Consider the following 19,809-nt stretch of genomic DNA (forward strand, 5'->3'; position numbering starts at 1 on the left):
TCCCTCGGCTCAGTCGGTGTCCTCTGCAGCCTGCTCGATCAGCGGGATAATACGCAGGGGCACCGGATTTTCCATGACGATCGCCGTGGAGGCCCGGACGATGCCATCAAAGCCGAGGACCAGGTCGATCACCCGCTGGAGATCGGCGTTCGAGCGGGCCACGAGCCGGCAGAGCATGTCCCCGTGCCCGGTCGTGGTGTGCAGCTCCAGCACCTCCGGCACGCTGCTCAAATGGGCCCGCACGTCGGCGCCTTGTCCCTGCTTGATCTCCAGCGTGGCGAACGCGGTGACGGGGTAACCCAGCGCCGCCGGGTCCACGTCCGGGCCGAAGCCACGGATGACGCCATTGGACTGAAGACGGTCCAGTCTCGCCTGCACCGTCCCGCGCGCCACCCCCAGCCGCCGCGACGCCTCCAGCACACCGATACGGGGCTCACGGGCCAGCAGCACGATGAGCCGGCCGTCCAGTCGATCGATCGCCATGATCCGTCTCCCGATGGTCAGCCTGTACGGACAGCCCGCCCATCCTGGCGTCCGGGTGTGCAGATTGACCAGAGGATCCGCGAACTGTTGCGCACCTTGCGGAGCGGCGGGAACCTTCGGACATGACTGAGACTGTGCACACCACCCCCGACACCGCCCGGCAGGCCGATCCCTTCCCGGTCAAGGGAATGGACGCGGTGGTCTTCGCTGTGGGCAACGCCAAGCAGGCGGCGCACTACTACTCGACCGCCTTCGGCATGAAGCTCGTCGCCTACTCCGGACCGGAGAACGGCAGCCGCGAGACCGCGAGTTACGTCCTGACCAACGGCTCCGCCCGCTTCGTCCTCACCTCCGTCATCAAGGCGTCCACGGAGTGGGGGACCTTCCTCACCGACCATGTGCACGCCCACGGCGACGGCGTGGTCGACCTCGCCATCGAGGTCCCCGACGCCCGTGCGGCCTACGCCTACGCCGTCGAGCACGGCGCGCGGGGCATCACCGAGCCGTACGAGGTCAAGGACGAGCACGGGACGGTCGTCCTGGCCGCCATCGCGACGTACGGGAAGACCCGCCACACGCTGGTCGAGCGCGGCGGCTACGACGGCCCGTACCTGCCGGGCTACACGGCCGCGGACCCGATCGTCGAGCCGGCTGCCAAGAGGACCTTCCAGGCCATCGACCACTGCGTCGGCAACGTCGAGCTCGGCCGGATGAACGAGTGGGTGACCTTCTACAACAAGGTCATGGGCTTCACCAACATGAAGGAGTTCGTCGGCGACGACATCGCCACCGAGTACTCCGCCCTGATGTCGAAGGTCGTCGCGGACGGCACGCTGAAGGTCAAGTTCCCCATCAACGAGCCCGCGATCGCGAAGAAGAAGTCGCAGATCGACGAGTACCTGGAGTTCTACGGCGGCGCCGGCGTCCAGCACATCGCGCTCGCCACGAACGACATCGTCGCGTCCGTGAAGGCGATGCGGGCGGCCGGCGTGCAGTTCCTGGACACCCCGGACTCGTACTACGACACCCTGGGGGAGTGGGCGGGCGAGACCCGCGTGCCCGTCGAGACGCTGCGCGAGCTGAAGATCCTCGTCGACCGCGACGAGGACGGCTACCTGCTGCAGATCTTCACCAAGCCGGTCCAGGACCGTCCGACGGTCTTCTTCGAGATGATCGAGCGGCACGGCTCGATGGGCTTCGGCAAGGGCAACTTCAAGGCCCTGTTCGAGGCGATCGAGCGCGAGCAGGAGAAGCGCGGCAACCTGTGACCACGCGACAGGGCCCCTTCTCCCGGCCGGGAGAAGGGGCCCTGTGCCGCTGTCACGGGGCCTTCGAGGCCCCCGGAGTCGCCGAGGCGGACGCCGACCGTGCCGGCTCAGGTCCGGCCGTCTCCCCGGCAGGCTTCCCGGCCGCCTTGCCCGACTCCTTGCCGCCCTCCGCCGAGGAGTCCGGCGCGGGCTCCGGCGACGGCTCCGTCCGGGACTCGTCCCCGGCCCCCTTCTCCGGCGTCCCGGGCTCCGGAGCGCCCTCCGGCCCGGACGGCCGCACCGCCGCGGGGCCGCCCGCCGCCGGCTCACCCAGCTCGTCCAGGGCCTCCCGCGCCAGCGGGGCGGCCAGCGGCGAGAAGTCCGGGTCCGTGCGGAGCGCCTCCTCCAGATGGCCGCGGGCAGGGCCGTCCTGCCCGAGCGCACTCTCGATCACACCCAGGTGGTAGGCGTACGAGGCGTCCCGCACACCGGTCTCCACCGCCCGCTCCGCGTACTGCACGGCCTCCTCGCTCCGGCCCGCCCGGTGCAGCGACCAGGCCAGGGCGTCCGACACCGCCGCGCTGCGGCGCTGCGAGGCCCACTCGGTGCGCATCAGCTCCACCGCCGCCTCCGGATCGCCGTGGTCGGCCTCGAAGCGGGCCTCGGTCAGGGACTCGTCGACCCCGGACGTCCGCGCGCGGGTGAGGAGCTCGCGGAGCTTCGTGTACTGGGTGCGCGCGTCGCCGTCCAGGCCCAGGGACTCGTACAGCTCGGCCAGTTCGAGCACGTACTCGGGGCGGGGGAACTTCGTCGTCACCGTCCGGTACTCCGCCAGCGCCTCGTCCGTGCGGTCGAGTGCCGCCAGGGCGCGGGCCCGGCCCGCGAGGGAGGGGAGGTGGCCGCGGTCCGTGCGCAGGGCGGCGTCGTACTGCGCGAGGGCTTCCGCCGGCTCCCCGCGCTCACCGGCGAGGTCCCCGAGGCGGTGCAGGGCAGCCGCCTTCGCGGCAGGTGTGCCGGCGTGGTCCGCCGCCTCCTGGGCGGTGGCCAGGGCGTCCTCGCGCCAGCCCTGGTTGCGGTACATGTCGGACGTCCTGGCCAGGGCGGGGGCGCCCTTGCGCAGGGTGCCGAACTTCTCCGTCGCCTTGGCCGCGGCCGCGTACTCACCGAGGCCGTTGTAGGCGTCGATCAGCACCGGGTACGCCGTCCAGTCCTTCGGCTGCCGCGCGCGGACCGTCTCGCCCCACTTCTTCGCGGCGAGGAAGTCGTTACGCGCGTTGGCGAGCGTCCCGAGCCCCACCCAGGCCCGTACGTTCCCGCGCTCACCCGGCTGTGCGGCCAGCGAGCGCTGGAGGGCCTGCTCGGCCCGGGTGTAGTACGCGGTGTCCGCGGACCGCCGGCCCCACTCCACGTACGCCGTGCCGAGCACCGCCCAGGACGGGGCGTCCGCGGGGTGCGTCTCCACCCACTTCTGCCGGTCGCCGATGAGAGCCGTCAGGTCGGACAGGGACGCCGGGGCGCCCGCGGCCGCGGCGGCCTCGGCCCGGGCCACCGGCCCCGGCGTGGGCGGTGCGGCGACCTCGTCGTCGTCCGGCACGGCGATCACCGCACCGGCCACGAGCACGGCTCCCGCCACAGCGCCGAACGCCGCCCTGCGCAGCGTGGTGCGCACCGGCGCGGGAGGCGGTGGGACGGCCGTCGCGCCCTGCGGCGGCAGGGGGGAGGGGGACGGCTCCGGGTTCTGCTGCGGCTTGGCATCCATGGCCATCACTCTGCGTCAGTACGAAGATCGCATCGCGCTCCCCGAAGGGTGACGCAGACGGGTTCACACCATTGGCCCCGGGTGCCACGCTTGGATCATGGACCCTCTCCTCGAACGACTGCGCGCAGGTCTCCCCGCCGAGGCCCTGATCACGGACCCGGACGTCACCGCCTCGTACGCCCACGACATGGCGAGCTTCTGCGACGCCGGTGCCCCCGCCGTCGTGGTGCTCCCGCGCACGGTCGAGGAGGTCCAGCACGTCATGCGGACCGCGACCGCCCTGCGGGTCCCCGTCGTCCCCCAGGGCGCGAGGACCGGGCTGTCGGGCGCGGCCAACGCCTCCGACGGCTGCATCGTGCTCTCCCTGGTGAAGATGGACCGGATCCTGGAGATCAGTCCGGTGGACCGGATCGCGGTCGTCGAGCCGGGCGTCGTCAACGCCACGCTGTCCCGCGCCGTCAACGAGCACGGGCTGTACTACCCGCCGGACCCCTCCAGCTGGGAGATGTGCACGATCGGCGGCAACATCGGCACCGCGTCCGGCGGGCTGTGCTGCGTGAAGTACGGAGTCACCGCCGAATACGTCCTGGGCCTCGAGGTCGTCCTGGCCGACGGGCGGCTGCTGAACACCGGACGCCGCACGGCGAAGGGCGTCGCCGGATACGACCTCACCCGGCTCTTCGTCGGCTCGGAAGGCAGCCTCGGCATCGTCGTGAAGGCCGTCCTCGCGCTGCGGCCCCAGCCCCCGCAGCAGCTCGTGCTCGCCGCCGAGTTCGCGTCGGCGGCGGCGGCCTGCGACGCCGTGTGCCGGATCATGGAGCGGGGGCACACCCCGTCACTCCTCGAACTGATGGACCGTACGACGGTGCGTGCCGTCAACGCGATGGCCTCCATGGGCCTTCCCGAGACCACCGAGGCGCTGCTGCTCTGCGCCTTCGACACGCCCGACCCGGCGGCCGACCTCGCCGCCGTCGGCGAACTGTGCACGGCGGCCGGGGCCACCGAGGTCGTGCCCGCCGACGACGCGGCCGAGTCCGAACTCCTGCTCAAGGCCCGCAGGCTGTCCCTCCCCGCGCTGGAGACCGTCAGGTCCGCCACGATGATCGACGACGTGTGCGTGCCGCGCTCGCGGCTCGGCGCGATGATCGAGGGCACCGCCGCCATCGCCGAGAAGTTCGGGCTCACCATCGGGGTGTGCGCCCACGCGGGCGACGGCAACACCCACCCCGTCGTCTGCTTCGACCACACCGACGCCGACGAGTCCCGCAGGGCCCGCGAGTCCTTCGACGAGATCATGGCGCTGGGTCTCGAACTGGGCGGCACCATCACCGGCGAACACGGGGTCGGCGTCCTGAAGAAGGAGTGGCTCGCCCGTGAACTGGGCGAGGTCGGAGTCGAGTTGCAGCGCGGCATCAAGGCCGCCTTCGACCCGCTCGGGCTGCTCAACCCCGGCAAGCTGTTCTGACGGCCGCCCACGCCACCGCTCAGACGTCCCCGTCCTGCGTCTCGTCCTGGGACCAGGGGTCGCTCAGCCACAGGTCGTCCGCCGGCAGCGGGGTGAGCAGCTCGGCGAGGGCCCCGTCCAGTCCGAGCAGCGTGCTCTCCGTCCCCGGCGGGACCACCCGCAGGGTGCGCTCCACCCACGCGGACACGGCACCCGACGGCAGTTCCAGGAGGGCGTTGCCGTCGGGCGAGGTGAGCGCGACGCAGATGACGCCCCGGTCCTCGACCCTGGTCGGCCAGATCCGTACGTCCCCGTGCCCGCACGGCCGGAACACCCCCTCCACCAGCAGCTCACGGGCGAACGTCCAGTGCACGGGCGACTCGGAGCCGATGTGGAAGGTGATGTGCACGGCGTACGGGTCGTCGGTGAAGTAGGACAGCCGCGCGGGCACGGGGACGGACCGCTCGGGCGACAGGACCAGCTTCACTTCCAGTTCGCGTTCCACAGCGTTCTGCATGAGGGTGCACGACCTTCCGATGCTCGTAGGGTCCGGTCCTGTGACCGGTCCGCACAAGGAGAGAGCGCCCTCACGGACGTCTATGACGCGACTTCCCAGAAAAACTTGCCCGGACCCTGAAAGTGGTCCAAACGACAGGACAGGCCCGGGGGTGCTCGGTGGTCTGATAGATGTGGACCCTTGTATTGAGGTCGGCCACCCCCGACGGCCGGCCGGCCTGAGGCCTCGAAGAGATACGGGACCACGGTGATGAGCGCCCCAACCCCGGCACCCGGTGACGAAAGCCCCCGCGAGGGGTACTACCCCGACCCGTCCATTCCCGGATACGTCCGGTACTGGAACGGCGCTTCGTGGGTCCCCGGCACCAGCCGGCCCGCGCCCCAGCAGGGCGAGACGACTCCGGCGGCGCCGCCCGCCCCGGCGGCCGGCGCCGCCCCGCAGCGGCAGGCCCCGGTGGACGAGACCGGGCCGATGTACCTCGACGAGGCCGATGCCTCGGATGCGCCCGGCGGTGACGCCGGGGCAGGCACGGGTGAGGCCGACGACGCCCCCGGCAGGCCCAGGCCGGCGATCGCCTGGCAGGCGGACACCAACCGGCAGACCGGCTTCGGCGGTGAACGCGACCACCGCGTCTCCTGGGGCGGCCCGGACCCGCGTACGCCCGAGGCGCACACGCCCGGATCCGGGACGGCGGCGCCGCCCGCCGCTCCCGCCCGTACGACCCCGCCGGACGCGCCCGCCGACCCTCGGCAGCCCGGGGCCCCGGACCCGACGCGCGGGGCCCTGCCCGGCATGCGGAACGGCAACGACGAGGTGAGCGATGGCACCGTCGCCGTACGCGCCGACCGGCCCGGCAGCGGCGACGCCGGCCGCCGTCCGCCGACCGACGGCACGGTCACGATCCGCGCGGTGGGATCCGGTGGCCGTCCCCCGCGGCCGCGCGAGGAGGGCCCCGCCCCGGCCTCCGGCGTCGCCGACGGCACGATGACGATCCGTGCCGTGCCGCCCGGCCCCGCCCAGCAGTCCCCCGCTCCCGCACCGGCGCCCACGCCACCGCAGGCCCAGCCGCCCCTGAACACGCCCATGACCCCGGGCCCCGGCGGCGGTTCCGCTTCCTGGGCGCAGCAGGTCCACCAGCTCGCCCAGCCCGAGCAGACGGCCCGCCCGCAGCAGCAGAGCCCCCAGCAGCAGAGCCCGCTGCCCCCGCAGCAGCAGGGCGCCGGGCCCGGGCAGCAGCCGGTCACGCCCTGGAAGCCCGTGGCCGAGGACCCGTTCCAGCAGCTCGTCCGGTCCCAGGCCTCGGCCAGGCCCGCCGGACTCGGCAAGCGGCTGGCCGCCCGGATCATCGACACGGTCGTCCTCGGTGTGTTCGTCGGCGCGGTCGGCTTCCCGCTGGTCACCCGGGCGACGGACCACATCGACCAGAAGATCGAAGCGGCGAAGCTCTCCGGGGAGACGGTCACCGTCTGGCTCCTGGACTCCACCACGGCCGTGCTGTTCGGAGGGGTGCTCGCCGCGTTCCTCGTCCTCGGCTTCGTCCTGGAGGCCCTGCCCACCGCCAAGTGGGGCCGCACGCTGGGCAAGAAGCTGTGCGGTCTCGAGGTGCGGGACATCGAGTCCCACGACGCGCCGACCCTGGGCGCCGCCCTGCGCCGCTGGCTGGTGTACGGGGTGCTGGGCCTGGTCGTCGTCGGGGTGCTCAACGTGCTCTGGTGCCTGGTCGACCGCCCGTGGCGCCAGTGCTGGCACGACAAGGCGGCCCGTACGTTCGTCGCGGGCTGAGGGTGCTCCCGGGAGCTCCGGTCCGGTTCACACTTCGTTCTACGCCCCTCAGGAGCCCTGGTGGACGACCTCGCGGACGCCGTCGAGTCGATGGAGCAGCTTGTCGTGGGATGGCGTGAGATGGTGCTCGACCGGGACGCGGCCGCGGATGTGCGCGACCTCCCGGGCATCGCCGTACGGTGGGCCGACTCCCGGTTCGCCTTCTGGAACTGCGTCACGCTGACCGACGTCGGCGCCGCCCCGGGGCTGGTGCGGCAGCGTCTGAGCCAGGCGGCGGAGATCATGCGCGCCAAGGAGCGGCCGGGATTCCTGTGGGTCTTCGAGGACCTCCTGACCGGCGAGGCACGCGAGGCGCTCGGGGCGGCAGCCGGGGAGGCCGGTCTCGAACACGCCTTTCCCGGCACCGGTATGGCCGGAGACCTGCTGCCCCTCCCCGAACCGGCGCACCGCGATCTGACGTTCGTACGGGTGAGCACCGACGAACACCTGAGGGCCTATGCCGATCTAAACTCCCAGGCCTACGGCTTCCCCCTGGAGGACGGCCGCGACGGCCTGGTCGGCTCCGTGCTGTGGAAGGACCGGGCGCACGCCTACCTGGGCCTGCGGGACGGTGAGCCGGTGACGTGCGCGGCGACGGTGGAGGTGGCGGGCCGTCTCTTCGTCGTACTCGTCGCCACGGCCCCGGCGTGGGAGCGCAACGGTTACGGCGAAGCGGTGACCCGCAAGGCGCTGTACGAGGGAGGGAGGGCCACCGGCCTGACCCGTGCGACGCTGCACGCGACCGCGGCCGGCGCGCCCGTCTACCCCCGCATCGGCTTCGAACCGAACTCCCCGATGGCCTTCTACGCTCTGAAGAGCCCGGCCTGACCCGCACGGGCCGCGGGCCGGGAGCGGCCCGTACGCCCGTGTGCTGACGCCCCGTCCCCCGAAGGGACCTCAGCCGTTGCGGGCCTTCGTGGGCCGGGGTGCACTGCCCCCATGAGTAACGAACCACCGCCTCCGCCGCCGCCCGAGGACGACCCCTTCTCGAAGCGGCCGCCGCAGGGGCCTCCGCCCCCGTCGAGCGGTTCGCCCTACGACAGCGGGCCGCCCCCGCCCCCGCCGCCGCGTGACCCGTACGGCGGCGGCGGTCCCTACGGTGGCGCGGATCCGCTGGCCGGCATGCCGCCGCTCGCCGAACCGGGCAAGCGGATCCTGGCGCGGTTGATCGACTTCCTCATCATCTCGATCCCGCTGTACCTGATCTCGCTGCCCTTCGGCGGTGCGGTCGACGTCTCGTCGGACGACGGCAGCGACGACTTCGGGAACGCCATCGGCAACACCTACACCGGTCATCAGCTGGTGTGGTCGCTGATCGGCCTGGTGGTCTACGTCGCGTACGACACGTACTTCACCCACAAGGACGGCCGGACGCTCGGCAAGCGGCTGCTGAAGATGCGCGTCGCTATGCTCAACGACGGCTCGGTCCCGGACACGAGCTCCTCGCTGATGCGGGCCGTGGTGCTCTGGCTCCCCGCGCTGCTGTGCTGCCCGTGTCTCTGGTGGCTCATCAACATCGTGCTGATGTTCACGGACAAGCCCTACCGTCAGGCTCTGCAGGACAAGGCGGGCAAGACCGTCGTCGTCAGCACCGCTTAGGGCCCCTCGTCCGGATCACGCCGGGCTCGCGGGGGCCCGGCCCGGTCCGGGCGGAGGACTCCGGGACTCTCAACGGTGCAGCGAGTGCTCCCCGATGTGCTCCCGCCGGGCGGCGGCGAGCTCTATGTCCTCGATCGTGCGGTGCGTGCGGGCGGTACTGGGCGGTGGCGTCGTCCGCCGGGCCGTCCTCGTGCGCGCGGGCAGGGCCATGGCCACCAGCAGGCCGAGGACCAGCGCCACGGTGGAGACGGCGGCGACACCGATGCCCGACTCCGTGCGGAAGAGCAGCAGCAGGGCGAGGGCGGAGAAGACGACGGTGGCCGAACCGTAGGAGAACTGTGCGGCTGTCGGACGCGGCATGGCGGTATCCGTCCTCGGGGCGTCGGATAGGGAAGTCTCTCAACACGTTCGCACTGTCAATCGACTCTACGACGGTGGATGCCCGGGAGGAACGGGTAGTAAGCGCGACCTAACCCACGGTACCGGTGCACGGGGGGCGCACTGAGTCACACCGACGCCGGTACGAGCTCTCGACGCGCCGGTCGGCCGACCGGTCCGCTGTGAGGTGCGTCCGGATACCGGAAAAGGGCTCCCGCATAGTGCACTTGGTATGTGCAAGTCAAGATCTGTCTTTTCTCTCATAACTCCGATCGAATGTCGTCACTTGTGACGCGTTGAACGCGCGCGGCCCTGAAAACCACCCCCTGGCCGCGGACGCGAACGCCGGGGAGGACTGCATCAAGTGACCACTCAGAGACGGGCGCTACGCGCCACCGCCGTAGCCGTGTGCCTGGCCGCCACCGCAGCGACGGCATCCGCCTTCGCCACGGCGCAGGCGGACGACAGGACGTCAGGTTCGGGCGTTTCCCACGTGGACCGCCGCGACCCCGCGCCGGCCAAGGCGCACGAGCACGACCTGGAAGGCCCCTTCAGCAAGGAGCAGGACGCACAGCGCCAGGCCGCGCTGGAGCAGGTCCTGTCCGGCGACAAGAAGGTGACCGCCAAGGGCGGTTCCAAGGTCGTCAAGCTCGGCAAGAGCAAGTACGTCGAGCTCGGCCGGGAGAAGACCGACAAGATCTTCACCATCCTCGTGGAGTTCGGCGACCAGGTCGACGACACCACGATGTTCGACCCCGACGGTGACGGCCCGAAGCCGCCCGTCAAGAAGTACGGCGGCACGCCCGGCCCGCTGCACAACGAGATAGCCGAGCCCGACCCGGCGAAGGACAACAGCACCGCCTGGCAGGCCGATTACGACCAGGCCCACTTCCAGGACCTCTACTTCGGTGAGGGCAAGGGCAAGGAATCGCTGAAGACCTACTACGAGAAGACGTCCTCCGGGCGCTACTCCGTCGACGGCGAGGTCTCCGACTGGGTCAAGGTCCCGTACAACGAGGCCCGTTACGGCTCCAACTACTGCGGCTCGACCAACTGCGCCAACGTCTGGGACACCGTCCGCGACGGCGTCAACGCCTGGGTGACCGACCAGAAGGCCAAGGGCCGCTCCCTGGACGAGATCAAGGCCGACCTCGCGCAGTACGACGAGTGGGACCGTTACGACTTCGACGGCGACGGCAACTTCAACGAGCCCGACGGCTACATCGACCACTTCCAGCTGGTCCACGCCGGCGAGGACGAGTCCGCGGGCGGCGGCACCGAGGGCACGAACGCCATCTGGGCGCACCGCTGGTACGCGTACGGCACCAACGCCGGTGCGACGGGCCCCGAGGGCAACAAGGCCGGCGGCGCCGAGATCGGCGACACGGGCATCTGGGTCGGCGACTACACCGCGCAGCCCGAGAACGGCGGCCTGGGCGTCTTCGCCCACGAGTACGCCCACGACCTCGGCCTCCCGGACCTGTACGACACCTCCGGCGGCGGCGAGAACTCGGTCGGCTTCTGGTCCCTGATGTCGGCGGGCTCCTGGCTCGGCACCGGCAAGGGCGAGATAGGCGACCTCCCGGGTGACATGACCGCCTGGGACAAGCTCCAGCTCGGCTGGCTCGACTACGACACGGCGAAGGCCGCGACGAAGTCGACCCACAAGCTGGGGGTCTCGGAGTACAACACCAAGAACAAGCAGGCGCTCGTCGTCGAGCTGCCCGAGAAGGCCGTCACCACCACCGTCACGAAGCCCGCGGAGGGCTCCAAGCAGTGGTGGAGCGACATGGGTGACGACCTGTCGAACACCCTGAGCCGCCCGGTCGACCTGACCGGCAAGTCGTCCGCCACGCTGGACCTGTCCGGCTGGTACGACATCGAGGCCGACTACGACTACCTCTACACCGAGGTCTCCGAGAACGGCGGCACCAGCTGGACCGCGCTCGACGGCACGGCCGACGGCAAGGCCCTCCCGCGCGACGCCAGTGACAAGCCGGCCCTGACGGACGTCTCCGGGGCGTACAAGAAGCTGTCGTTCCCGCTGGACGCCTACGCGGGCAAGAAGATCGACCTGCGCTTCCGCTACCAGACGGACGGCGGCGCGGGCGGCAAGGGCTTCGCGGCCGACGCCATCACGGTCACCGCCGACGGCTCCGCGCTCTTCACGGACAACGCCGAGGGCGACGACAACGGCTGGACCGCCAAGGGCTTCTCGCGGATCGGTGAGTCGTTCACCAACGACTACCCGCAGTACTACATCGCCGAGAACCGCCAGTACGTCTCGTACGACAAGACCCTCGAGGTCGGCCCGTACAACTTCGGCTTCTCCACCACCCGCCCCGACTGGGTCGAGCACTACGCGTACCAGAACGGTCTGATGGTGTGGCTCTGGGACACCTCCCAGAAGGACAACAACACCTCGGTCCACCACGGACAGGGCCTGATCCTGCCGGTGGACTCGCACGCCAAGCCGCTGAAGTGGACGGACGGCACGCTCCTGCGCAACAAGATCCAGCCCTTCGACGCGCCGTTCAGCTGGTACCCGAACAAGGGCTTCACGCTGCACAACGCGGACGTACCGCTCAAGATCAAGCCGTCGCTGGGCGTCCCGGTCTTCGACGACCGCAAGGGCACCTACTGGTACGAGGAGAACCCGACCGGAAGTGTCAAGGTTACTGACACCAACACCCGGATCTCCATCGTGCACGAGCCGCTCAGCGGTTCGACGATGACCGTGAAGGTCGGCCCCTCGGGCAAGTAGTCCGAAAAACACCTGGTCAACGTGCGACCGGCCGTCGCCCTCTAGCGGGGCGGCGGCCGGTCGTGTTTAGGTGCGTCCTACCGATCCTTATTGACACGAAGTCTTACGGGGGAGCGCGAAGCATGGCAGGCGGAGGTTTCTGCAGGTTGCCCAACGGCACTGTGGTGGTGGCACTGACCCTGAACGGCCCGTCCGGGGGATCCGGGCCGGGAGAGCCCGTGCGGGTGCTGGTGCACGCGGCGAACCGGGCGCGCGCCCTGACCAGGCTGCGCAACCTCGGCCTGCGGGCCGTCTACCTCAGGGGCAACGCCCATCCGCCCACCCCGGACGAGGTCACGGCGGTCCTGCACCACCCCGACGGGCTGCTGTGGCGCACGGCGCCGCAGACCGGCCAGGAGCTCTGGCACCCGATACGGGCGCTGCTGGGCTCCTCCGGCTACGCGGGACCGGCCCGCCCGGCGGCCTGAGCCCCGCCGGCCGGCACCCGGGGCGGCCCGCGTCAGACGACCGGCTTGCCGGACAGCTCCACGCCGGCGGTCCGCAGCTCCTCCAGGGCACGCTCCGTGGTCCCCTCCGCGACACCGGCGGTGAGGTCCAGCAGCACGTGCGTGGCGAAGCCCTCACGGGCCGCGTCCAGGGCGGTGGCCCGCACGCAGTGGTCCGTGGCGATGCCGACGACGTCGACAGCGGTCACGGACCTGTCCCGCAGCCACTCGGCGAGCCCCGTGCCGTTCTCGTCCACGCCCTCGAAGCCGCTGTACGCCGCGGCGTACGCACCCTTGTCGAAGACGGTGTCGATCGCGCCGGAGGCCACGGCGGGGGCGAAATTCGGGTGGAAGCCCACGCCCTCCGTGCCGGCGACGCAGTGGGGCGGCCAGGAGTGCTCGAAGTCGGGGGCGACGGAGAAGTGGTCGCCGGGGTCGATGTGGTGGTCGCGGGTGGCCACCACATGGCTGTAACCGGGCTGGGCCTCACCGATCAGGTCGGTGATGGCGGCGGCGACATCGGCGCCGCCCGCCACCGCGAGGCTGCCGCCCTCGCAGAAGTCGTTCTGAACGTCAACGACGATCAAGGCGCGATGCATGACGGTTGTCCTTCGGTGGGGTCGGTGAGGTCTCGGCGGTCTCGGCGGATTCCGCGGACCGGAGCGGTGGGGATGCCACCGAGCCTAGAGACTCGGCGCACCCTGCGGGAGGGGGCACACGCATCGGCTCTCCTTCCCCTGCGCGCCCGGCACCGCGGGGCCGGTTCCGGAGGAGCCCGGTCCGGCCCCGCCGGGGCCCTTCCGGCGGCCGGGGGCGCACGCGCGGGCCGGTGTCACATGTACCCAGGGGCCTCATACGTACTCCGTGGGCAGCACCGGCTCCCCCCGGGACAGCTGCATCGCCGACATCGGCAGCCCCGCCCGGGCCGCGATGTGGCGCTCCCGCGCCGCCTCCAGCGGCTCCCGGCCGAGCACCTCGCCGCCCCGGACCAGCTCCACCTGCATCTGCCGGTCCGCCAGCCCGGCCGGAACCTCTCCGGTGCCGATCACCTCGGCCTCGGCGACTCCCGTCCCGTCCAGCCTGCGCGCCGCCCACTTGCGGCCACCGCGGGAGGACTTCGCGCCCAGCGACTTCTTCACCACCGGCAGCAACGGATCGGCCGGATCGGCCGACCGGGCGCGCGCCACCAGCTTGTAGACCATGGAGCACGTCGGGTGCCCGCTCCCGGTGACCAGCTGCGTGCCGACCCCGTAGGCGTCGACGGGTGCGGCGGCCAGCGAGGCGATCGCGTACTCGTCCAGGTCGGACGTCACCACGATCTTCGTCTCCGTGGCACCCAGCTCGTCCAGCTGCTGCCGCACCCGGTGCGCGACGAGCAGCAGGTCGCCCGAGTCGATCCGTACGGCCCCGAGCTCCGGGCCCGCGATCTCCACCGCCGTACGGACGGCCTCGGTCACGTCGTACGTGTCGACGAGCAGCGAGGTCCCCCGGCCCAGCGAGTCCACCTGCGCCTGGAAGGCGTCCCGCTCGCTGTCGTGCAGGAGTGTGAAGGCGTGCGCGCTCGTCCCGACGGTCGGGATGTTGTAGCGGAAGCCGGCCGCCAGGTCCGAGGTGGTGTGGAAGCCGCCGACGTACGCGGCACGGGCGGAGGCCACCGCCGACAGCTCGTGCGTGCGCCGCGCGCCCATCTCGATGAGCCGGCGGCCCTGTGCGGCGGCCGACATCCGGGACGCGGCGGCGGCGATCGCCGAGTCGTGGTTGAGGATCGACAGGATGACGGTCTCCAGCAGCACGCACTCCGCGAAGGAGCCCTCGACCCGCAGGAGCGGCGAGCCCGGGAAGTAGACCTCCCCCTCCGGGTAGCCCCAGATGTCGCCGCTGAAGCGGTAGTCGGCCAGCCAGTCGACGGTGGGCCCGTCCACGATGCGCTGGTCGCGCAGGAAGGCGAGCATCTCGTCGTCGAAGTGGAAGTTCTCCACCGCGTCCAGCACCCGGCCGGTGCCCGCGACGACGCCGTAGCGCCGGCCCTCGGGCAGCCGGCGGGTGAAGGCCTCGAAGACGGAGCGCCGGTCCGCGGTGCCGGCCTTCAGTGCGGCCTGCACCATCGTGAGCTCGTACTGGTCGGTGAAGAGCGCGGTCGACGGCACACCGACCCGTCGCCCAAGGTCCGCTGAGTTCATACCGGGGATGCTACTCCCTATTCGTCAAACTGACGAGATGGGGGCGCCGTTTGTGCGTGAGGCCCTCTCTGGTGGCAGCATGGGGTAGGTGAGCGTTGCTGCCCCCGTAGAGATCGAACGTCCCGAATCGGCCGAGGAGACCTTCGCCGTCCCTGAGCCCGATGTCCCCTGGGTGACGCTGGTGCACAACGACCCGGTCAACCTCATGAGCTATGTGACGTATGTCTTCCAGGCCTACTTCGGCTACTCGAAGGACAAGGCGCACAAGCTGATGCTCGACGTCCACCAGAAGGGCCGCGCGGTCGTCTCCAGCGGCAGCCGCGAGGAGATGGAGCGCGACGTCCAGGCCATGCACGGCTACGGGCTCTGGGCCACGCTGACCCAGGACCGCAACTGACCCCACCGCTGCCCTCCGTCCGACCCACCATCGGAGAATTCATGGCCGGCCACTTCCAGGCCACCCCAGGCGGCGGCGCGTCCGTCGCGCTCGACGAGGTCGAGGTCGCCATCCTGCGCTCCCTCGCCGTCCAGCTGCTCGAACTGATCGGCCCCGGCGACGAGCCCGTCGAGGGCGAGGACCCGCTCGCCGCCCTCTTCGCCGAGGGGCCCAGCGAACCCCCGTCCGACCCCGCCCTGGCCCGGCTCTTCCCCGAGGCGTACGGCGACGAGGACAAGGAGCTGCGCGAGGCCTCCGCCGAGTTCCGCCGCTTCACCGAGAACGACCTGCGCACCCGCAAGCGCGACGACGCCCTCGCCGTCGTACGGTCGCTCGACGCGCTCTCGCCCGTGGGGGACAGCGGCGCGCTGCTCAGCCTCACCCCCGACGAGTGCCACCACTGGCTGGGCTCCCTCAACGACCTCCGGCTCACCATCGGCACCCGCCTGGAGGTCTCCGACGAGGACGAGGGGCAGGACGGGTCGCTCTACCGGCTCCCCGACAGCGATCCGCGCAAGCCGATGGTGATGGCGTACCTCTGGCTCGGCGCACTGCAGGAAACCCTCGTCGAAACGCTGATGCCCGACTGATCCGGGCCGACCTCACGGGTTCGCTCAACGGATGCTCAAATCCGAATAACGATCCTGTCACCCGGACAGCTCTCTTTGCCGTGCCTGGAAACGCTTGTCCGCTTTTTCTTGTGGTGTACGCCACATGCTGACCGGTGGCCTCACCGGGTACCCGTGATAAATCTTCACGACCGCCCGGGGACGCCACCCCTGTCCCCGGGGGCGCTACAGGCCGGCCGAACGCCGGCGGCACTCCATCCATATCCGGGGGGATCAGGACCTGATCCGACGCCGCAGAAGGCGCGGATCGGCGTGGAGAAAGGCGCACCACCATGACATCGGCGCAGGTCGACAACGGACAGGCGGACGGCCCGAAGGCCGGCGACGCCCCGGCGGGCGAGGGCTACCAGCGTGGCCTGGGAGCCCGCCAGATCCAGATGATCGCCATCGGCGGAGCCATCGGCACGGGACTCTTCCTCGGCGCCGGCAAAGCCATCGACAGAGCCGGTCCCAGTCTCATCCTGGCGTACGCCATCGCGGGCCTCGTCATCTTCTTCATCATGCGCGCCCTGGGCGAACTCCTCATGTACCGCCCGGTGTCGGGCTCCTTCTCGGAGTACGCGCGCGAATTCCTCGGCCCCTTCTTCGGATTCGTCACCGGCTGGACGTACTGGCTCTTCTGGGTCGTCACCGGAATCACCGAAGTCACCGCCGCGGCCACCTATATGACGTACTGGTGGGATATCCCGCAATGGCTGTCCGCACTGGTCTTCACCATCATTCTCTACGGCGCCAACCTGATCTCCGTGAAGCTCTTCGGCGAGCTCGAGTTCTGGTTCTCGATGGTCAAGGTCACCGCCATCCTCGGCATGATCCTCATCTGCGCCGGAGTGCTCACCATCGGCTTCTCCGACGCCGGTGACACCGCGACCGTCACCAACCTGTGGAACGACGGCGGCTTCTTCCCCGAAGGCATCAGCGGCACGCTGATGACCCTCCAGATCGTGATGTTCGCGTTCCTCGCCGTCGAACTCGTCGGCGTCACCGCCGGCGAGTCCAAGGACCCGAAGACCGTCCTGCCCAAGGCCATCAACACCGTGCCGTGGCGCATCGCCGTCTTCTACGTCGGCGCACTGATCATGATCCTCTCCGTCGTCCCCTGGAGCACCTTCAAGCCCGGCGTCTCACCGTTCGTCGCCGCGTTCGAGGAGATGGGCCTCGGCATCGGCGCCGCGATCGTCAACTTCGTCGTGCTCACCGCGGCACTCTCCTCCTGCAACTCCGGCATGTACTCCACCGGACGCATGCTGCGGGACCTCGCGCTCAACGGCCAGGGACCCAGGGCCTTCACCAAGCTGACGAAGAACGGCCTCCCGCTGGTCGGCACCACGTTCTCCGCCGCCCTGATGCTCGTCGGCGTGTGGATCAACTACCAGTGGCCCGGCGACGCGTTCAACTACGTCGTCTCCTTCGCGACCATCTCCGGCATGTGGGCCTGGATCATGATCCTCATCTGCCAGATCCGCTTCCGCGCCAAGGCCGACCGGGGCGAACTGCCCCAGTCCACCTTCAAGGCACCCGGAGCGCCCTTCAGCAGCTGGTTCGCCCTCGCCTTCATCGGCCTCGTCATCATCATGATGGCCATCGACAAGGACGCCAGGATCTCGCTCTACTGCGCACCCGTGTGGGGCCTGATCCTCGGCGTCTCCTACCTCGTGCTCAAGGCCCGCAACCCCGACAACAAGGCCTTCGCCAAGCGCTGAACCGCGCCACGGCAGCCCCGGGACACCGGCCGCCCCAACGGCCCTGTCCGGCATCCGGGCCCTCGCGTACCACCCTTCGGTACGCGAGGGCCCGTCTGTCTATCCTGGCGCCATGCTGACCCTTACCCAGGCGCTCCACGACCAGATCGTCGCGCACGCCCGCGCGGACCACCCCGACGAAGCCTGCGGAGTGGTCGCCGGCCCCGCCGGAACGGGCCGCGCCGAACGCTTCATCCCCATGCTCAACGCCGCGCGCTCACCCACCTTCTACGAGTTCGACTCCACGGACCTGCTGAAGCTCTACCGCGAGATGGACGACCGCGACGAGGAGCCGGTGATCATCTACCACTCCCACACCGCGACCGAGGCCTACCCCTCCCGCACCGACGTCACCTACGCCAACGAGCCCGGCGCCCACTACGTGCTGGTCTCCACCGCCGACACCGACGACGCGGGCCCCTTCCAGTTCCGCTCGTACCGCATCGTGGACGGCGAGATCACCGAGGAAGAGGTCCGGATCGTCGAGGCGTACCCCCCGGCGGACTGATGTCCGGCGGCGCTTCCGGAACCACCGGCTCCCGCCGCGTGTCCGACTGGCGAACGCTCACCATCCACCATGTGGGATCACACTCCGGGTCCGGGGTGGGGAATCGATACGATGAGCGCATGGTTCCCACTGACGTGAGCGACAAGACGCCGGGCATGCTGCTCGTCGCGCGGCTGCACGTCGACCTGTGCAGGCTCTCCAGCGCGATGTGTCCGGCTGCCGCCTGCCCGTGAACCGCACGGCCTGAGCCGCGGTCCGAGCGCAACCACGTACGCACCACCCCAGCGCGGGGGCGCGAACGCGCGCCCCACGCCACCTCCACGCTTTCGACAGGAGCCCACGCCATGGCCATCGAGGTCCGCATCCCGACCATCCTCCGCACCTACACCGACGGCGCCAAGGCCGTCGAAGGCAGCGGGGAGACCCTCGCCGACCTCCTCGCCGACCTGGAGACCCGCCACAACGGCATCCGTGAGCGCATCGTCGACGGCGACCAGCTGCGCCGCTTCGTGAACGTCTACCTCAACGACGAGGACGTCCGCTTCCTCGACGGCATCTCCACGAAGCTCACCGACGGCGACAACGTCACCATCCTCCCGGCCGTCGCCGGCGGCATGCGCTGATGCGGTACGACTCCCCGCTGGCGGCCGTGGGCAACACACCCCTGGTCCGCCTCCCGCGGCTGTCCCCGTCCGAGGACGTCCGGATCTGGGCCAAGCTGGAGGACCGCAACCCCACCGGCTCGATCAAGGACCGCCCCGCGCTCCACATGGTCGAGCAGGCGGAGAAGGACGGCCGCCTGACACCCGGCTGCACGATCCTCGAACCCACCAGCGGCAACACCGGCATCTCGCTCGCCATGGCCGCCAGGCTCAAGGGCTACCGCATCGTCTGCGTCATGCCGGAGAACACCTCGCAGGAGCGGCGCGACCTGCTCACCATGTGGGGCGCCGAGATCATCTCGTCCCCCGCCGCGGGCGGCTCCAACACGGCCGTACGCGTCGCCAAGGAGCTCTCCGCCGAGCACCCCGACTGGGTCATGCTCTACCAGTACGGCAACCCGGACAACGCCGGCGCCCACTACGCCACCACCGGACCCGAGATCCTCACCGACCTCCCGTCCCTCACGCACTTCGTGGCGGGCCTCGGCACCACCGGCACCCTCATGGGCGTCGGCCGCTACCTCCGCGAGAACAAGCCCGACGTCAGCATCGTCGCCGCCGAACCGCGCTACGACGACCTCGTCTACGGCCTGCGCAACCTCGACGAGGGCTTCGTCCCCGAGCTCTACGACGCCTCCGTCCTCACCACCCGCTTCTCCGTCGGCTCCGCCGACGCCGTCACCCGCACCCGGGAGCTCCTCCAGCAGGAGGGCATCTTCGCGGGCGTCTCCACCGGCGCCGCACTCCACGCCGCCATCGGCGTCGGCCGCAAGGCCGTCAAGGCGGGGGAGTCCGCGGACATCGTGTTCGTCGTCGCGGACGGCGGCTGGAAGTACCTGTCGACCGGCGTCTACACCGCCCCCACGACGGAAGCCGCCATCGAGACCCTGCACGGCCAGCTCTGGGCCTGACGGGCCATCGAGCCGCCCGGCGACCGGGCGGCCGCGCACCCCAGGAGGCGCGGGACGGGAAAGAGACCCCGTCCCGCGCCTCCCGCACGCTCACCCCAGCCCGCGCACCCGCCCCCACACCTCGCCGTCCAGCTCGCCCGCCTTCCGGCGGAACCCCGACACCGCCACATCCCGCAGCTCGTCCGTCTCCAGGAAGCTCCGCCGGCCCCGCGCGTCCCCCACCGAGCCCGGCGGCAGAGCGATC

General features: G+C 70.7%; 20 protein-coding genes. 14 read left to right on the forward strand and 6 right to left on the reverse strand.

Annotation, left to right across the window (positions count from 1 at the left end):
* Nucleotides 1-9: 9 nt before the first annotated feature.
* On the reverse strand, nt 10-483 hold the full coding sequence (locus tag AB0P41_RS31525; RefSeq protein WP_362926962.1) for an Lrp/AsnC family transcriptional regulator: 474 nt from the start codon (nt 481-483) through the stop codon (nt 10-12).
* Between the two features lie 122 nt (nt 484-605).
* On the opposite strand from AB0P41_RS31525, the gene hppD reads away from it, so the two are divergent.
* Nucleotides 606-1,751: a 4-hydroxyphenylpyruvate dioxygenase gene (gene hppD, locus AB0P41_RS31530; protein WP_356708608.1), complete on the forward strand. Its 1,146-nt coding sequence runs from the start codon at nt 606-608 to the stop codon at nt 1,749-1,751.
* Between the two features lie 52 nt (nt 1,752-1,803).
* On the opposite strand, the gene AB0P41_RS31535 is transcribed toward hppD, so the two are convergent.
* The gene (locus AB0P41_RS31535; protein ID WP_365935552.1) at nt 1,804-3,489 is read right to left on the reverse strand and encodes a tetratricopeptide repeat protein; all 1,686 of its coding nucleotides are present in this window, start codon (nt 3,487-3,489) and stop codon (nt 1,804-1,806) included.
* 97 nt (nt 3,490-3,586) lie between these two features.
* On the opposite strand from AB0P41_RS31535, the gene AB0P41_RS31540 reads away from it, so the two are divergent.
* Complete coding sequence (locus AB0P41_RS31540) at nt 3,587-4,954, forward strand: FAD-linked oxidase C-terminal domain-containing protein (RefSeq protein ID WP_365935554.1); 1,368 nt, start codon at nt 3,587-3,589, stop codon at nt 4,952-4,954.
* A gap of 19 nt (nt 4,955-4,973) precedes the next feature.
* Here the strand turns inward: AB0P41_RS31540 and AB0P41_RS31545 are convergent, their stop codons facing one another.
* Entirely contained in the window at nt 4,974-5,450 is a 477-nt protein-coding gene (locus tag AB0P41_RS31545) for an SsgA family sporulation/cell division regulator (RefSeq protein WP_356708602.1), read from the reverse strand.
* A gap of 249 nt (nt 5,451-5,699) precedes the next feature.
* Between AB0P41_RS31545 and AB0P41_RS31550 the strand changes: the two genes are divergently transcribed.
* From AB0P41_RS31550 to AB0P41_RS31560, 3 genes are all read left to right on the forward strand, one after another.
* A complete protein-coding gene (locus AB0P41_RS31550; protein WP_365935555.1) occupies nt 5,700-7,232 on the forward strand; it encodes an RDD family protein in 1,533 nt (510 codons plus the stop codon).
* Between the two features lie 60 nt (nt 7,233-7,292).
* Entirely contained in the window at nt 7,293-8,099 is an 807-nt protein-coding gene (locus AB0P41_RS31555) for a GNAT family N-acetyltransferase (protein WP_365935557.1), read from the forward strand.
* 111 nt (nt 8,100-8,210) lie between these two features.
* Nucleotides 8,211-8,870 carry an RDD family protein gene (locus AB0P41_RS31560; protein WP_365935559.1) on the forward strand — a complete coding sequence of 220 codons (660 nt, stop codon included), beginning with the start codon at nt 8,211-8,213 and terminating at the stop codon, nt 8,868-8,870.
* 69 nt (nt 8,871-8,939) lie between these two features.
* On the opposite strand, the gene AB0P41_RS31565 is transcribed toward AB0P41_RS31560, so the two are convergent.
* On the reverse strand, nt 8,940-9,230 hold the full coding sequence (locus AB0P41_RS31565) for a hypothetical protein (RefSeq protein ID WP_356708594.1): 291 nt from the start codon (nt 9,228-9,230) through the stop codon (nt 8,940-8,942).
* 382 nt (nt 9,231-9,612) lie between these two features.
* Between AB0P41_RS31565 and AB0P41_RS31570 the strand changes: the two genes are divergently transcribed.
* A complete protein-coding gene (locus AB0P41_RS31570) occupies nt 9,613-12,012 on the forward strand; it encodes an immune inhibitor A domain-containing protein (protein ID WP_356708592.1) in 2,400 nt (799 codons plus the stop codon).
* A gap of 122 nt (nt 12,013-12,134) precedes the next feature.
* Nucleotides 12,135-12,479: a hypothetical protein gene (locus AB0P41_RS31575; protein WP_356708591.1), complete on the forward strand. Its 345-nt coding sequence runs from the start codon at nt 12,135-12,137 to the stop codon at nt 12,477-12,479.
* Nucleotides 12,480-12,511: 32 nt separating this feature from the next.
* On the opposite strand, the gene AB0P41_RS31580 is transcribed toward AB0P41_RS31575, so the two are convergent.
* Nucleotides 12,512-13,096 carry an isochorismatase family protein gene (locus AB0P41_RS31580; RefSeq protein ID WP_356708589.1) on the reverse strand — a complete coding sequence of 195 codons (585 nt, stop codon included), beginning with the start codon at nt 13,094-13,096 and terminating at the stop codon, nt 12,512-12,514.
* A gap of 252 nt (nt 13,097-13,348) precedes the next feature.
* Nucleotides 13,349-14,677 (reverse strand): nicotinate phosphoribosyltransferase, encoded by a 1,329-nt coding sequence (locus tag AB0P41_RS31585; RefSeq protein ID WP_356708587.1) that lies wholly within the window; start codon nt 14,675-14,677, stop codon nt 13,349-13,351.
* 88 nt (nt 14,678-14,765) lie between these two features.
* Here AB0P41_RS31585 and clpS point away from each other — a divergent pair, with 88 nt between their 5' ends.
* The 7 genes from clpS (at nt 14,766) to AB0P41_RS31620 (ending at nt 19,565) form a co-directional block, all read left to right on the forward strand.
* Nucleotides 14,766-15,074 (forward strand): ATP-dependent Clp protease adapter ClpS, encoded by a 309-nt coding sequence (clpS, locus tag AB0P41_RS31590; protein WP_031100168.1) that lies wholly within the window; start codon nt 14,766-14,768, stop codon nt 15,072-15,074.
* A gap of 41 nt (nt 15,075-15,115) precedes the next feature.
* Complete coding sequence (locus AB0P41_RS31595) at nt 15,116-15,703, forward strand: DUF2017 domain-containing protein (protein WP_365935562.1); 588 nt, start codon at nt 15,116-15,118, stop codon at nt 15,701-15,703.
* Between the two features lie 311 nt (nt 15,704-16,014).
* The gene (locus AB0P41_RS31600; RefSeq protein WP_365935563.1) at nt 16,015-17,445 is read left to right on the forward strand and encodes an amino acid permease; all 1,431 of its coding nucleotides are present in this window, start codon (nt 16,015-16,017) and stop codon (nt 17,443-17,445) included.
* Nucleotides 17,446-17,557: 112 nt separating this feature from the next.
* The gene (locus AB0P41_RS31605) at nt 17,558-17,992 is read left to right on the forward strand and encodes a M67 family metallopeptidase (protein ID WP_365935565.1); all 435 of its coding nucleotides are present in this window, start codon (nt 17,558-17,560) and stop codon (nt 17,990-17,992) included.
* A 119-nt stretch (nt 17,993-18,111) separates the two neighbouring features.
* Nucleotides 18,112-18,225 carry a putative leader peptide gene (locus tag AB0P41_RS31610; protein WP_356708579.1) on the forward strand — a complete coding sequence of 38 codons (114 nt, stop codon included), beginning with the start codon at nt 18,112-18,114 and terminating at the stop codon, nt 18,223-18,225.
* A gap of 111 nt (nt 18,226-18,336) precedes the next feature.
* Nucleotides 18,337-18,615 (forward strand): MoaD/ThiS family protein, encoded by a 279-nt coding sequence (locus AB0P41_RS31615; RefSeq protein WP_356708577.1) that lies wholly within the window; start codon nt 18,337-18,339, stop codon nt 18,613-18,615.
* Nucleotides 18,615-19,565: a cysteine synthase gene (locus tag AB0P41_RS31620; protein WP_356708575.1), complete on the forward strand. Its 951-nt coding sequence runs from the start codon at nt 18,615-18,617 to the stop codon at nt 19,563-19,565. Before AB0P41_RS31615 ends, AB0P41_RS31620 begins: the two co-directional genes overlap by 1 nt.
* The last annotated feature ends 244 nt before the right edge of the window (nt 19,566-19,809 follow it).

The organism is Streptomyces sp. NPDC079167 (assembly GCF_040686735.1).
In the GTDB taxonomy this organism is placed as follows: domain Bacteria; phylum Actinomycetota; class Actinomycetes; order Streptomycetales; family Streptomycetaceae; genus Streptomyces.